General features: G+C 53.2%; 10 protein-coding genes. 6 read left to right on the forward strand and 4 right to left on the reverse strand.

What is annotated here, in order from left to right; translation table 11 throughout:
• Nucleotides 1–133: 133 nt before the first annotated feature.
• Both AABO57_27350 and AABO57_27355 read right to left on the reverse strand, forming a co-directional pair.
• Nucleotides 134–850: a formylglycine-generating enzyme family protein gene (locus AABO57_27350; GenBank protein ID MEK6289447.1), complete on the reverse strand. Its 717-nt coding sequence runs from the start codon at nt 848–850 to the stop codon at nt 134–136.
• Nucleotides 851–890: 40 nt separating this feature from the next.
• Nucleotides 891–1,457: a hypothetical protein gene (locus AABO57_27355; protein MEK6289448.1), complete on the reverse strand. Its 567-nt coding sequence runs from the start codon at nt 1,455–1,457 to the stop codon at nt 891–893.
• 388 nt (nt 1,458–1,845) lie between these two features.
• Between AABO57_27355 and AABO57_27360 the strand changes: the two genes are divergently transcribed.
• The 6 genes from AABO57_27360 to AABO57_27385 all read left to right on the forward strand — a co-directional run bounded on the left by AABO57_27360 (nt 1,846) and on the right by AABO57_27385 (nt 8,119).
• Nucleotides 1,846–2,394, forward strand: a complete 549-nt coding sequence (locus AABO57_27360) for a transposase (protein ID MEK6289449.1) — start codon at nt 1,846–1,848, stop codon at nt 2,392–2,394.
• Nucleotides 2,391–4,124, forward strand: a complete 1,734-nt coding sequence (locus AABO57_27365) for a peptide ABC transporter substrate-binding protein (protein ID MEK6289450.1) — start codon at nt 2,391–2,393, stop codon at nt 4,122–4,124. Before AABO57_27360 ends, AABO57_27365 begins: the two co-directional genes overlap by 4 nt.
• A 72-nt stretch (nt 4,125–4,196) precedes the next feature.
• Nucleotides 4,197–5,195 carry an ABC transporter ATP-binding protein gene (locus AABO57_27370; protein ID MEK6289451.1) on the forward strand — a complete coding sequence of 333 codons (999 nt, stop codon included), beginning with the start codon at nt 4,197–4,199 and terminating at the stop codon, nt 5,193–5,195.
• Nucleotides 5,188–6,207: an ABC transporter ATP-binding protein gene (locus AABO57_27375; GenBank protein MEK6289452.1), complete on the forward strand. Its 1,020-nt coding sequence runs from the start codon at nt 5,188–5,190 to the stop codon at nt 6,205–6,207. Before AABO57_27370 ends, AABO57_27375 begins: the two co-directional genes overlap by 8 nt.
• Before the next feature lie 69 nt (nt 6,208–6,276).
• A complete protein-coding gene (locus tag AABO57_27380; GenBank protein ID MEK6289453.1) occupies nt 6,277–7,218 on the forward strand; it encodes an ABC transporter permease in 942 nt (313 codons plus the stop codon).
• Nucleotide 7,219: 1 nt separating this feature from the next.
• On the forward strand, nt 7,220–8,119 hold the full coding sequence (locus AABO57_27385; protein MEK6289454.1) for an ABC transporter permease: 900 nt from the start codon (nt 7,220–7,222) through the stop codon (nt 8,117–8,119).
• A 931-nt stretch (nt 8,120–9,050) separates the two neighbouring features.
• Here AABO57_27385 and AABO57_27390 read toward each other — a convergent pair.
• Nucleotides 9,051–11,681 carry a HEAT repeat domain-containing protein gene (locus tag AABO57_27390; protein MEK6289455.1) on the reverse strand — a complete coding sequence of 877 codons (2,631 nt, stop codon included), beginning with the start codon at nt 11,679–11,681 and terminating at the stop codon, nt 9,051–9,053.
• 16 nt (nt 11,682–11,697) lie between these two features.
• Nucleotides 11,698–15,126 (reverse strand): HEAT repeat domain-containing protein, encoded by a 3,429-nt coding sequence (locus AABO57_27395; GenBank protein MEK6289456.1) that lies wholly within the window; start codon nt 15,124–15,126, stop codon nt 11,698–11,700.
• Nucleotides 15,127–15,311: the final 185 nt, after the last annotated feature.

A 15,311-nucleotide genomic window follows, 5' to 3' on the forward strand; every position in this document is an offset into this window, starting at 1 on the left:
TATATTCAGTTTCATCCGTGGTCTATGCGTTCGTAATAATAAATTTGCTAGTCGCATAGACCACGGATGACACTGATCCGACGGATTTGCGCGGATACCACATCTTCACTGGCGACATGTCTGTTACCCGCCACTAGAGTCTCAAAGACGGTAGGCGGGACACCTGCGCTCCCAGGCGGAAGCCGTAATCGCTGTACCTGAATTCCGGCGGGATGCTGCTGCGAGCCGCAACGCGAGTGATCTTGATCTGATGCCGCCACGACCCGCCTCGCGAGGCTCGCCGCGTTCCAGTCGTTGGACCTCGAGGATTGCTCGACGGCGAGTCGAGATAGTAACGCTCGCCGTACCAATCCGAGCACCACTCGTGAACGTTCTCAGAAATGTCGTGAAGCCCGAATCCGTTCGGCAGCCGCTGACCGACTCGCTCCGGTCCGTTCAACCAAAGCTGCGAGTAATTCGGTTGAAGCTGCGGAGTTTCATCGCCCCAGATGTACAGCTTGCCTTCAAGGCCTCCGCGCGCGGCTCGTTCCCACTCGGCTTCAGATGGCAGACGATAGAGCTTGCCAGTTTTCTTTGATAGCCACTCACAGTATCCAGTCGCGTCGAACCAACTGATGCTGGTAACCGGCTGATCGGGATGATTGAAGCGCGAGTCGTCCCAACCTGGTGATGGTTCGTGTCCGGTGTCGTCGATGAAGGATTGATAGAGCCGATTGGTAACCGCAAAGCGGCCGATCGCGAACTCGTCAACGAACACGCGATGAACGGGTCGTTCGTTCTCGGCCCCGGCGTCGCAGCCTATCAAGAACTCACCAGCAGGGATCGCGATCATTTCGGGTTCGATGATCATTGTTGAGCGCGGGAATCAGGCGCGACTTATTCTCCGGGAATCAATGCCGGTTGAATATGCCACTACTCCAATCGAAGACGAACTTCCCACTAGTCCCGATGACCAATTCTCCTTCGTGGTTCCATGCGAAGCTGTATACCTCATTGCTTGATTGAAGAATCTCGTTACCCGACCTTGCTTCAACTGCCGTAATCCACCCTGTGCCTCCATTACCTCCTTCTGCTGCAATGGCCTTGCCGTTGTGTGACCACCGGGGGTGTAGATACATAGACGTGTTATGGTGATCTTCGTTTTCCCTGGCATGGTAAGCCTGAAGACCACGTAGGTTTCTTGCGACCCTTGTCTTTACATCAATGACGCTTATCGAGTCTATGTTGCGGAACGCGATCTCTTTTCCGGAAGGCGACCATGCTGGCTCGACGCTATGATGGTTTTCAGTCAATCGTCGCAGGCCGGTGCCGTCTCGATTTACGAGCCACAGGTGTGTTTCTTTGGGTCTATAAATGGATTCTTCGAATTCTACGGCAAAGACAATCTTATTTCCCGAAGGAGCGATAGAATATTCCACGATTCTTATCACGCCGGGCACCTTCACCTTCTTGAGCAATCTCGAAAGAAAGCGCTCGGAAACTTCTTGCTTTCGACCTGTACGCAGAGAGGCTTGGTCACAACCCCATCGGGGTTGGGGAACTCGCCGCCGTCTTTCCCAGGGTAGCCGAGTAAAGCAACCCTGGGCTGAAGGACGGATCCCCTTCGGGGAAAATGTCAAAACTCCAGTCCCCCAACACAGTCTAAGGCCCGATTGATTCTCACACAGTCTCCAAGCCCGTGGTATCCTTGGCTCACGACTCCGCTCTGTGTAGCCAGCGACCGTGAACCTCCACCAGGCAAGCTGGTGGCATCTCGGAGTCTTCACACAATATGAAAGGGGCGCCCCTTTGGTGATAGTGTTGGGTTGTAACGACCAAACTTATTGCCAGGAGGAGAGAGCCCCGATGAACAGTCTCAAGTATGTAGCATTGGACGTCGATAGCGCAAACATTGTAGCCGGTGTTTATGATTCGAAGGGCAAGTCGATGATGGAGTGCTTCGTCAAGACTAACAGCATTGCTGTTCGGCAGTTCTTCAAGTTACTAGACGGAACCGTGCATGTGGCGTTGGAGGAAGGAACTCAGGCGGGCTGGCTTTACGATTTGATCCGGCCGCTAGTGGCAGAAGTCATAGTTTGCAACCCGCGGCGCAACAAGCTGCTTCAGCCCGGTAACAAGGGAGATCGGATTGACGTTAAGAAACTGGCGACGCTGCTGCGACTAGGCGAGCTGCACTCGGTCTATCAAGGGGGCCAGGCGATTGAAGGCTTGAAGCAGTTGGTTCATGGATACCAAACGCTGGTCGAAGACACGACCCGTGCGATGAATCGACTCCGAGCAGTGTTCAGGAGCCGACGGATCAACTGCAACAGCACAGTTTACAACCACGACAAGCAGCAGCAGTGGACTGGAGAAGCTGGATATATTCTATTTAAGGAACTGCTTATCAAATGAGTAAAATCACGCGTCGCGAACTGTTGCGTCTTACCAGTACAGTGATCGTTGGAAACGCCCTGGTTGGCTGTAGCAATGCACCAGAGAATCATCCGATTGTCATGAATTCGGATAAGCCGATTATTACACTGCAAGGGCGAACCCTGCCCTCGGATGCCGCGCCGCTGGAAAAACAGATTTTGTATGTCCCGGCCGACGAGCCGCGACATCTCGACATTTCACGCGATATTTATGGCGCGGGCGTTGCAATAGGCTGGGGCGGTGAACCGCTTTTGAGGCGCGACCAAAATCAAAATCTCGTTCCGGCAATGGCTGAATCTTATAAAGCAGGCGAGAACGCGGAATATTGGGATTTTGTCATACGCAAAGATGCGCGTTGGAGTGACGGCGTGCCGATTACGGCGGACGATTGGGTTTTTACTTTTCGCCATCTGGCTTCACCCAATCTTGATAATCCCTGGACGTGGTTTTTTTACGACATCAAAGGCATTCAAGCGTTAAAAGAGGGCAACGGGCGCCCGGAAGATGTCGGAGTTGAGGCGTTAGATGACAGAACCATCCGCATTTATGGCGAAGACGGCGCGATTCCGCATCTGCCATCTCTGCTTGCATATCAAGCCGCAGTTCCCACACCGAAACACAAGGCGGAAAACAATCCCGAACACTGGGCAGACACGGCGGAAGGTTTTGTCTCGTCAGGTCCGATGCGCCTTTTGAGTTGGGAGCACAATCAGCGACTTGAGTGGGATACTAATCCATTTTACAACGGACCGCATAAACCCGGAATTCAGCGCTTGATTCAAATAGTCGGAGCGCCTACGCTTGGTTGGTTTATTTCCTGGCTCAATAAGGAGATTGATTGCATCAGCAATCTGCAACCGCAGGAACTCGCGCAAGTGCGTAATAACATAGAATTAGAGAAGTATCTGCATTCGTTCAACAATTTTCAGACCGAGTATCTATCGCTTAATTGTATGCGCCCGCCGTTTGATAATTTAAAACTCAGGGAAGCACTTTCGCACGCGATTGACCGCGAACCGTTTTGCAACAAAGTAATGCTGGGAACGCGCATTCCCGCTTTCTCGATGTTGCCGCCCGATTTTCCCGCTCATAATTCTGAATTAAAATCGGTGCAGGATTTTAGTATCGAAAAAGCGAAAGCACTTTTAGCGGAAGCTGGCTACCCGAATGGCAAAGACGCGAGCGGAAAGCAGCTTGTATTGGAAATGTTTTCCAACGGGCGAGAAGTTGCGCTGGAATATGTCAAAGACCAGTGGGAACGTTATCTCGGCATCAACGTTAATCTGCGAATCGTGGAAAAAGGCTATTGGGCAGCGCAGCGGGCGCAACACGCAATGCCGCTTTATAGCGGACAGTATGAGTATGATTTCCTCGACCCGGCCAATATGCTGACGCGGCTTTGGCGGAGCACGAGCGAGCAAGGTTCACCACGCCACGCCTGGCGAAATGCAACCTTTGATGAGTTGGTTGCGCAAGCGGGGCGCGAAATTAATGATCAACATCGCATAAATCTTTACCAACAGGCAGAGCGTATTTTGGTTGAAGATGTCGGCGGGATATTCTTAACTCATCTGGTGACGCATCAAGTGTGGTATCCATACTTGACGGGGTTCGAACCGGACAAAAACGGAAATGTGGTTTTCCGCTATTTAGATATTTCGCGTTTTCAGATGTATATCCGCAACGATGTTGACCAATGGCGCGGTTAAGAAGTAAAAGGCAAAAGTAAAAAGTAAGAAATTATTCCACCCTTTAGGCTTTTACGTTTTACTTGAATTCTTATGTCTAAAACTTTGCTGGAAGTCGAGAATCTTCAAACACAATTCAAACTAGAAAAAGCCATAATCCGAGCTGTCAACGGCGTGTCTTTTTCAATTGATGAAGGCGAGGTTTTGGGTATCGTCGGCGAATCAGGTTGTGGCAAAAGCGTTACTGCGCTTTCGATTATGCGGCTTATCGAACCGGCCGGCGAAGTTACAAACGGGAAGGTAGTCTTTCACGACGAAGATGAAGAAATAGATCTATTGACGCTTTCCGACAAAAAACTCGAAACAATCTTGGGAAACCGAATCTCAATGATTTTTCAAGACCTGATGACATCTCTCAATCCGGTTTTGTCAATCGGCTATCAGATAATGGAGATTCTGCGCGCCCATCGTGGTTTATCTAAGGGTGAAGCGCGAGAACGCGCAATTTATCTTTTGCAGCGCGTAGGAATTTCAAATGCACATCAGCGCCTGAACGATTATCCACATGAATTTTCTGGCGGAATGCGCCAGCGCGTGATGATCGCGATGGCGGTTGCCTGTAAACCAAAATTGTTGATTGCAGATGAACCCACGACCGCGCTTGACGTTACTATCCAAGCGCAAATTCTAAATCTTCTGCGCGAATTCAAAAATGAGTTTGGAATGTCAATCATTATCATCACACACGACCTCGGTGTTGTTGCGCAATTAGCTGACCGCGTCGCCGTGATGTATGCAGGAAGAATTATCGAAAACGCTCCGGTTGAAGCGATTTTCAATAATCCGCGGCATCCTTACACGCAAGCTCTTGTTGCTTCGATTCCGCGTCTTGGCGAACAGCCCGACAGACTTCTAACAATCGAGGGCGCTCCGCCGCGTCTGCTTGATGAGTCAATCGGTTGTGCGTTTGCGCCGCGTTGTCCTTACAAAATTTCGCGTTGTGTCGAGAACCGTCCATCTTTAGTTAATCTTTACGATACACATCGGGCAGCCTGCTGGATTGCACAGCAAGGAGCGTTTCTCAATGCCTGAACCGCTTCTTGAAACAATCGAGCTGACCAAAAGTTTTAACATCCGTCACAACTTTTTCGGCGCAAAGAAGACAACAAATATCGCGGTTGACCGCGTGAATTTGTCACTTGCAAAAGGAGAAACTTTAGGTTTAGTCGGTGAATCGGGTTGCGGGAAATCAGTACTTGCTTTAACCATTATGCGGCTTTATGAGCCCAATGGCGGGCGAATTCTCTTTGCTGGGAAAGAGATTACGAACTTGGAAGAGCAAGCATTAAGACCTGTCAGAAGACAAATGCAGATGGTTTTCCAAGACCCGCTTGCCTCGCTCGATGCTCGTCTAACGGTTGAACAAATCATTAGTGAACCGCTTGAAATTCACAACATCGGCACAAAAACTGAAAGGGCAAAAGAAGTTGCGCGACTGCTTGAGCGCGTCGGTTTATCAGCCCTCGATAGGTATCGTTTTCCGGGTGAATTTTCCGGTGGTCAGCAACAACGCATCGGCATTGCGCGGGCGCTCGCGCTTCGACCAGGACTTTTGATTTGTGATGAACCCGTTTCGGCTTTGGACGTTTCCGTTCAAGCGCAAATATTGAATCTTTTGCGCGATTTGCAGGACGAATTTGCTCTTTCGTATCTTTTTATCTCGCACAATATTGCAGTCACCGCATTCATGAGCCGACACATCGCGGTGATGTATTTGGGGCGTTTAGTTGAAATAGGTGATAGCCGGCAGATTACCTCCGCACCGCAACACCCTTACACCCAGGCATTGCTCGCCGCAATTCCAGAACCTAACCCATCGCAGCGTAATAAAGATTTGGCAGTCAAAGGCGATATAGAAGAAATTACAGAGCGCCCGACAGGTTGCGTGTTTCGTCATCGTTGCCCGATTGCACAGGAGATTTGCGCACACGAAGAACCGCAACTACTTTCGATTGACGGAAGCCATGAAGTTGCTTGTCATTTTGCTGAAAAGGGAATTGAACCACAGATAACACAGAGATGCACACCGATGATACATTCCTGAGTTTGTTACAGGCGATCTTCTTTATCTTATTCTAGTCTTCCTCTGTGTTGCTGGTCGTGAAAATTGATTATGTTGCGCTACATGCTTTCACGAATAGCCGGACTTGCCGGCGTTTTGTTCATCGTTTCGGTCATCACTTTCGCGTTGATGCATTCCGTTCCGGGTGGACCGTTTGATGCCCGCGCACTCGAAAAACAGCAGATGGTGCCCGAAAATATTAAACGCCAACTAAACCAAAAATACGGATTGAATGCGCCGGTTTGGAAGCAATATACGCTTTTTGTGCGCAATGCTGTTTTTCTTGATTTCGGTTACTCAATGGCTTATCCAAATCGAACTGTCGTCGGTATTCTTAAAGAACAATGGTCGTATTCGCTTCAGCTCGGACTTTTAACGCTTCTTTTTTCAACTGCTGTCGGTGTCGGACTCGGCATTGCTTCGGCGGTTAAACCAAATTCAATTCTCGATTATTTAGGCACAGGCGTTTCGATCCTCTGCCTTGTTATGCCGAGTTTCGTTTTCGCGATCCTTTTGCAAGTCGTCTTTTCGGTCTGGCTTGGCTGGCTTCCGACTGGCGGTTGGAGTAGCCCGCGAGATTTTATTATGCCAGTTCTAGCAAACTCTCTTGCACCAATCTTAGTTTTTCAACGTTACACGCGGGCAAGTATGCGCGATACAATGAAAGCAAATTATATCCGCACCGCTCGCGCCAAAGGCTTGAGTAAAAATCGAATCATGTTCATCCACGTTTTGAAAAACGCGCTCACGCCTCTTTTAACCGTCGGGGGACCGCTCGCAGCAGGCTTAATCGTCGGCTCGTTTTTCGTAGAGAGCATCTTTCGCATTCCGGGCATCGGGTTTTATTTCGTGTCAGCAATTGGCAGTCGTGATTACCCTATGATTATGGCGACTACACTCGTTTGGACATTGATTATCAGCCTTGCATATCTGATTACGGATTTGCTATACGCGCTGGTTGACCCGCGTGTAACTTTGGTCAGGGAAGCTTAGAATGGCGATGAATGCGACAGCCATAGAAAGAATTTCAACCAAGCCTAGAGCCATAAGCTTGCGGCTTTTCTGGCGGCGTTTTTGCCGCAACAAAGTCGCCCTTATCGCCTTCTGGTTTATCATTGTTGAAGTAATCGTCGCCGTCGCCGCGCCGTATATTGCGCCTTACGATCCCTACAAAGGTGATTTTCTGGCAACCTGGGAAACGCCAAATCGCTTGCACTGGCTCGGCACTGACGATTTGGGGCGCGACGTTCTTTCGCGTCTTCTCTACGGCGCACGAATATCAATCAGCATCGGCATTCTCAGTCAACTGGCAATCGCGGTTGTCGGCGTTCCGATAGGCGCATTATCGGGCTTAAAAGGCGGCTGGCTCGATTACGTCATAATGCGAGTCATTGATGTACTCTCATCACTTCCGGCCATTCTTTTTTACATTCTCTTAATGATCGCGCTCGGTGCAGGCTTCTGGAATTTGATTCTCGCAATGACCTTAACGGGTTGGATTGGAATTGCGCGTCTGGTGCGCGGTCAAGTTCTTTCACTTAAAAAAACTGATTTCATTCGGGCCTCCCGCGCAATGGGCGGTGGCACTCGATACATAATCAAAAAGCATATTCTGAGCAATGTGATGACTCCGGTTATCGTTTCAATCGCGATTGGTATTCCGGGTGCGATGTTTGCCGAAGCCGGACTAAGTTTTTTAGGTTTAGGAATTCCAGCGCCGCGAGCCTCCTGGGGACAAATGATTGGAATTTATCAAGCCTATATCCGCACAGCCTGGCATCTGACGGTTTTTCCTTCAATCGTTCTTGCGCTGACGATGCTGGCGTGGTTTTTGTTTGCCGACGGCATCCGCGATGCACTTGATACAAACAGCAATTTCTCAATCGTTGATTAAATAGAAGTCATCTTTCACCAGCGCCAAAAAACGGGCTTATCGATCCAAGAAACCATCCGGCAGATAGAGGAATGCGGATCCTGGATGGGTGCTGAGGTTCGTCGAGCAGGACCCCGGAATACCGCGCGCTCGTTGACCAGTGTCTTCGATGAAGAATCGATAGAGCTGATTGGTGGGGCGAAGCGCCCGATCCAGAACTCGTCAATGAAGAATCGGTGAGATGGGCGCTCGTTCTCCGCACCGTTGTCGCAGCCCATCAAAAACTCACCGGCCCGGATCGTGATCATTTGGTCCGATGATCATTTTGGATTGAGGCGATCTGTCACCGCTTTTGATTGCCGCAGTCCAATGCTTGCCGCTCGAGGTCAAGATAAGTCAGGGAGACAAACCAGTTATAACCCCGCACACTCCAAGATAGCGCCTCCTCTCTTTTGCATCTCATCGAACGATTTGAGTTTTGAAGGCTACTCCAAGACGGCAGAGACTTTGTGAAAACTTCGAGGATGCCACGGGCTTGTCCCGTTGGAGCTTCCCGATTGTTGCTACAACGCTTGTGGGCGATGCGCCAGACGCCACGGGCTTGCCCCGTGGAGCATCACGCTGGCTGCTATTTGGCGGCTCGGCTATTGGGCAGGTCGCAGCGAGCGTGAACCTCCACGGGGCAAGCCCGTGGCATCTTTGGCTCACGACTCCGCTCTGTGTAGCCAGCGAGCGTGAACCTCCACCAGGCAAGCTGGTGGCATCCTCGGAGTTTTCACAGTCTCATCAGAGATGCTACTAGCAACAAGAGTATCGTCTTCATCGCCATGTTTTCTTGCGGTACTTTCATCTCAATGCGGAATGAGTGCAGAGCGCCTCGCGTAACGCCCGGCAGGCAGGGATGTCTGCGCTCTCAGGAAACGGGCCGAGAGGATCCTCTGTGCGCCAGTCCTCACTTTGTCGTTTTCAGACTCCCTTTTGGTACGGTTGCGATGGCTCCCTTGTAGTAAATCTCGTAGCTGCCGTCTTCGCGCTTCCCTGTGACCAACACCCTCGTACCTGCCTTGCGGATGATCACGATCTGATTGCAGGTGTCGAAAGCCTTAGTATTCTTCCTCAAAGTCAGTCCATGCATTGGACGTGGCAGCAACCTCAATGGACGTTCCCTGTTCAATAGGTTCTTCATAGTCACTGTTCCAACGCGAGTTGCTTTATCACCCTCACAATAGATCAATGGGAAGACACCGCGCTCCGTCTCGCCTATTCCGCCCTCGGCGTGAATCACAAACACATTCGCTTTGACATCGTATAGCCAGAACGAACCTGTCCAACAATCGGCCTCACCCCCGCTTTCATCGATTACCAGGTAATATCTTCCGCCAGATTCGATGAACACCGAGGCGCTCAGGCCTCCGCTCCTCGCGAGAATAGGTAAGCTCGTTCCGGTGTCTAATTCGGAGACGAAAATCGCCCTGCCATCGCCTTCATATGTGCATGGAATTCTCACCGTGTGGAACAAATACTTCCGAGAGGGATCAAATAACAGATCGGGAGCCTGCATGCTTCTCGCTGGATTCACTCGAATATCTTCGATGGCCTCCAGAACCAGACTCCGAAGGTCCTTGTCTCGGCTCTTCAAGGCCCCAATCAAGCCGAAGACATCGTCGATGCTCACCAACAAATAGTAGCTCTTGACTCGGAGGGCACTGTCCTGACCCATCAATAGCTTGACCAGAGCTGGAATAGCCGGCGCCCCGATATTCGCCAGAGCTTCGGCAGCAACGTTTCGAATACCTCGATCCGGATGCTTCAACAACTTGATCAGAGCCGGAATGATTGCGGGCGACTTCCCCCCGACATTCTTAAGCGCATGGGTTGCATATAGGCAAACGTCTAGATTCCGATCCTCGATCGATTCGATCAAAGCAGGAACCGCCGCCTTCGCAGCCGGCCCGATGCCTGCCAGCGCCTCGGCAGCTTGGCTTATTACGGCAGGGTCTTGATCTTTCAACGCCCCGATGAGAATCGGAATGACTGACTTTGGCAGGGAAAGAATGGGAATGACTGACTTTGGCAGAGGAGGTGGGTCGATGAATCCATATCGTTGTCGCGGTGGGTTGACGCCGCTAAGAGCCAGGGCGGCCCTGGACCGGACGCTCTCGTCCGGGTTTTCCAACGCTTCGATCAAGGCAGGAATGGCGGTCTTCGCTTCCGGCCCCTGCGCGAGACTTCCAATCGAAAGAGCGGCGGATCTTCGAACCGACGCATCCTGGTCCTTCAACGCTTCGATAAGAGCGCCGAGGGCTTTTGGATTAACCCCAAGTTTTCCAAGGATCAATGCGGCGCCGCCGCGGATGTTTCCATCCTGATGCTTCAATGCTTCGACAAGAGCTTGAGCGGCTCGCGGCCCGATGCCTCCCAAGGCGTTGATGGCGGCAATTCGGACGTCCTTGTCCTGGTCGCTCATTAATTGGATCAAACGAGAGACGGCGTCGCCGGCATCCCGCCGTGCAAGGGAATCAGCAGCGCTTCGGCGTACGGAGGCCTCGCGGTCTTGCAATGCTTCGATCAGAGCGGCGATGGCTGCCCTTGCCGGAGCCGACTTGAGCGCAGAAGCAGATGCGCTACGGACACTCTTGTCGGCGTCGCCTAACGAGTTCAAAAGGGTGGCGACGACTTCATCGGCGGCCGGGTCAATTCTTCCAAGCGCTCGAGCGACGTTGGAGCGCACCTGTTCATCAGGGTCCTTCGATGCCTCGATCAGAGTATCTAACGCGGGTTTCGCGGTTGACCGCATGCTCGCAAGCGCGTACGCGGCAAAGCTCCGAACGTTGCTGTCCTGGTTCTTCAAAGCCTCCATGAGAAGAGCGATCGCCACCCGCGCAGTCGGGTGCCCGGGTGAAAGGCGAACACAGCCGAGGGCGAACTCAGCAGCCGATCGGACCTTTGGGTCTTGATCCTTGAGTGCCTCGATCAGCGCAAGATAAGCAGGCGCGGCTTCAGCCTCAGGGCCCGTGATATTTTGGGCGGCAGCGCTGCGGATGGCTGGGTTCGGATCTTTCAATGCTTCAATCAGGATTGGGAGCAGAGTTGCCGGTCTTGGATTGCCTTCTGGAAAAAAGGGGATCTCTCTAAGGGCATCGAGTGCGCCGAGGCGCACGTCTTCGTCGTGGTCCTTCAACGCCTCGATCAGCGCGGGTACAGCCGGCGCGCCAACGGCCCTGAGCGCATAAAATTTGGTCAGGGCGGGAACGGCGTCCGCACCGATCTTCACCAGGGTTTCGAGAGCACGGTTGCTGATGTCTGCCTCGTCGATCTTTAGCGCTTCGATCAGAGCCGGGACCTCAGCTTTCGAATACGAACCGAGTTTCAACAGGGCTTTGGCGGCTCTCCAACGAACGAAGCTGTCGCCTTGCTTCAACTGCTTCGTCAGAGCGGAAATTCTCAGGTCCGCCTGCTCCTGTCCCCGCGCGGCGGTGGCGAAAAGTGAGATCAATATCGCTGATACGCAGGCGCCGCGAGCGGCGGTGATCAAGTAATGTCTGCTCTGAATAGTCACTGATTCCTCCGGTCTTGATCTCATACCAACTCCTCGCTGCTCACCGAATTGATTCAAGGTAATCAATCGCCTGTTTCACACTGCTTGCAAAGCTTGAGACAGCCGGGTCTTTGGATTTCAGCAAAGCGTTGTAAGCATCCTTCAACAGGCTGATAGAGTCAGTGGCCTTAGCGTCACGCAGAGCTTTGGAAATATCGGCGAGCTTGCCAGCCATGAAAGAGGGCACGGTTGGATTCTTACTATCCAACGCCTCGATTAGAGCGGGGATAGCAACTCTTGCATTCGGCCCGAAGCGTCCAAGAGCATCGGCGGCACTAAGGCGAACCATTTCGCTCTTGTCTTCTTTCAATACCTTGATCAAGGCGGGAATAGCTGATTTCGCTTCTTGACCCATCGCGCCCATGGCGAAGGCGGCAACGCTGCGAACAGCGCTGTCCTGGTCCCTTAATAAATCGGCGAGAGCAGGGACGGCTGCTTTCGCGGCTGGGCCGATTCTCTGAACAACCTGAGCGGAGCTGAGCCGGATCGATGGGTCTGGACTCTTCAAGCCCTCGATCAAAGCCGGGACTGCTTCGCTTGCGACCGAACCCATTGCCCAAAGAGCACGGGCGGCGGCTTTACTCACCTCGGGGTCCTGATCCTTGAATGCTTCGATTAACGCGGAAATTAAGGCCTGCACGAACGGACTGCTGCGCGAGGAGTTGAGGATGATGGACACAATCCCATTGGCGGCGCTGCTACGCGTACCGCTGTCTTGGTCCTTCAAAGCGGCGATGAGCGCGTCGGCTGCCTCCTTAGTTTGTGGTTTTATCACTTGGAGAGCGCCGGCGGCTGCCTGGCGAACGGGCGCGTCGATGTCTTTCAACGCCTGAATCAGCGCCGGAACCGCCGCAGTTGCGTCTTGCCTGCGAAGGGCGCTGCCCGGATTTCGACGGGCATAGTCGTCCCGTGCGTCCTCGTCTTTGATGTATGAGCTTAAGAGGCCGCGAGCGGCATTTCGACGGACATGATCGTGCGGGTCCTTTAGAGCCTCGATGAGCGATGGAATGGCCGGCGGTCCCATCTGGCCGAGAGCTTGCGCGGCATTGGAACTCGCGGACTCGTCTTTACCCTTCAACGCCGTAACCAGAGCGGGGATCGCCGGTTCGGCCTTTGACCCCATCTCGCCAATAATCCGGGCAGCGGCGCTGCGGACACTTTCATTCTCATCCTTCAATGCCTCGGCCAAGGCACCGAGCGCGCCGGGCCCAATCTTGGCAAGCGTCTTGGCGGCAAAGATTCGGACAGCGTCGTGGCGATCCTTCAGTGCAGCGATGAGGGCGGGAATCGCGGGCTTGGTGGGCGGTCCAATGTCTCGCTTGTCGATAAGCCTCCATCTTCCATCAAGCTTCACCCGCGCGCGGCCTCCGGAGAAAGGAAGAGCGGCCTCGAACCGTGGTATGTTCGCGAGCTCGCCAGTCTTGTTGATGTAGCCCCACTTGCCGTCGAAGGCTACCGGAGCCAGCGCTTCGGAGAACTGTCCGGCGTCGCTGAACTGAGGCTTAATCGCCGTTTCCCCATCGCCGTTAAAATAGCCGAACTTTCCATTCTGTTTGAAAAGAAACCGACGGGCTGACGCGGGACGCGGCCTATTCGTGATGGCCGTCCAGTCGAAAATGACTTTGACGGGACCTTGGTAGTCGGCAAACAACAATTCGCTGGCGTCGTTCCAGGCGAAGTCCCCCGCGGCGTCCTCGCAGTCGCCGCAATTGAAGAACTCCTTGCCTGACCTGGCTTCCGCCGCTGCAATCCATGCAGTACCTCCATTTCCCCCTTCCGCCGCAATGGCCTTGCCGTTCGGAGACCACTTAGGTTTGCCGTATTGGGAACAATTGTATTCCCCGGTTCCTGAAACCCCGCCGCGAAGACCCCGCAATCCCCTGGCCGCGCCGGTACGAAGATTCATTACCTTGATGCTACCCTCATCGGCGAACGTGAGCTCGTTGCCCGATGGCGACCATGCCGGATCATAACTCATGCCGTCATTGGTCAATCGCCGCAAACCAGTTCCATCCTTGTTGATGAGCCATAAGTCGGTACGCGACCCCCCACACCCAAAGCCGAAGCGCCACATGCCTTCGAACTCCCCGACAAAAACCTGCCTCTCACCAGAAGGAGTAGGAATGTACCCTCTGATAGTCTTGAGACCCTTAGCGATCCCCCGCCTCAGCATACTGCGGACCAGCGGATCAGAAGGAGCGGCGCTTTCATCCTCCAGTTTTGCATCTCCCCATCCGTGAGACGGCGATCCATATGCGAGCGTTCTACTCCAATCGAAGACGACTCTTCCTAAGCCCTGAATGACTATGTCGCCGTCCTTATTCCAAGTGAAATCAATCGGTCCCTTTGACGCCGCCGTCTTGAGGACTTCCTTGCCGGAGGTTGCCTCCACCACCGAGACCAAGCTTGAAATGTTGCTCGCCTTTGCAGCGATGACCTTGCCGTTTGGAGACCAGTGAGGCCGTTCGTGTCCGAACCCCGAAGGCGAATCCTCCTTCAGCGTACCCTTGAGCGCAGGCAAGCTCCTCACTTTCTTTGTTCCGACATCGACGACGTTGATGGAATCGTAATGGGCGAACGCGACTTCGCGTCCGGATGGCGACCATTCGGGCTCGAAGCTACACCGGTCATAGGTCAATCGCTCGAGGCCGCTCCCGTCTCGGTTGATGAGCCAGAGATCAGCGACCGGCTGCTGCGGCATGTCTTGAAACGCCCCGACGAATGCGATCTTATGACCGGACGGCGAGGGCACGTACTCGACGATCTTTGTCACGCCGGTCTTTCTCACTCTTTGGAGTAGTCCAGTGAGAAGCCGGCGGTCGGGCTTCGGAGAAGGCTTCTCGTGAGTTTCAACCTCAGAGGAATCGAGAGGTAAGAGGTTTTGCCAATCAAAGATGACGCTGGCAAAGCCGAGCAGAAGCCTGCTGTCGGCGGTCCATTGGTGGCTGCCCGCTCTTGCGAAACGAGCGATCTGTCGGCCACTCCAGGTGGTGACTTCGACCCACTCAGATTGTCCGTCGCGAGCGGAGACTGCGGTCGCCTCTTGGTTCGAAGCGAATTTCGGCTCCCCATATATCACATACTCCTTGCCCGAGTCCGAAACGTACGCTTCGCGGATGGTTCCAACACATCTTTCGGCTTTTGGCCTGCCTTCCTTCGGCGAAGGGTCGCAAACCGCGACACTTATCGTCCGAATGCTGCCTTTGTCATCGAAGAAGATGCTGCCTTCGTTTGGCTCCCACTCTGGATTATTGCTGGTCCCGTTGGTCGTCAATCGCTCTAGCCCGGTCCCATCGGTCTTCACCATCCACAGGTCCGTCTTCTGACCGCTGATCGGCGGCCGCTCGACGCTCCAGCGCTCCGAGAACTCCCCGGCGAAGACCCATCTGCCGCCTGACGGGGACAAGGATCGCGTCGCTATTCTCTTCACGCCTTCCGATTCCACGCAACGGAGCATTCTTGAGTCAACCCGTTCACCTATGATTGGATCCAAAGATTCACATTTCCGAGCTTCGCTGGTTTTCTCTTGAGTTGCCCCCTGAGGATCGGGCGGGGCCGCGTGTTGAGGCACCCCGCCCAGGAGAAGGCATATCAACGTGCTTGCAGAGACTATTG

This window comes from Acidobacteriota bacterium, assembly GCA_038040445.1.
Classification (GTDB): Bacteria; Acidobacteriota; Blastocatellia; order UBA7656; family UBA7656; genus Onstottus_A; species Onstottus_A frigus.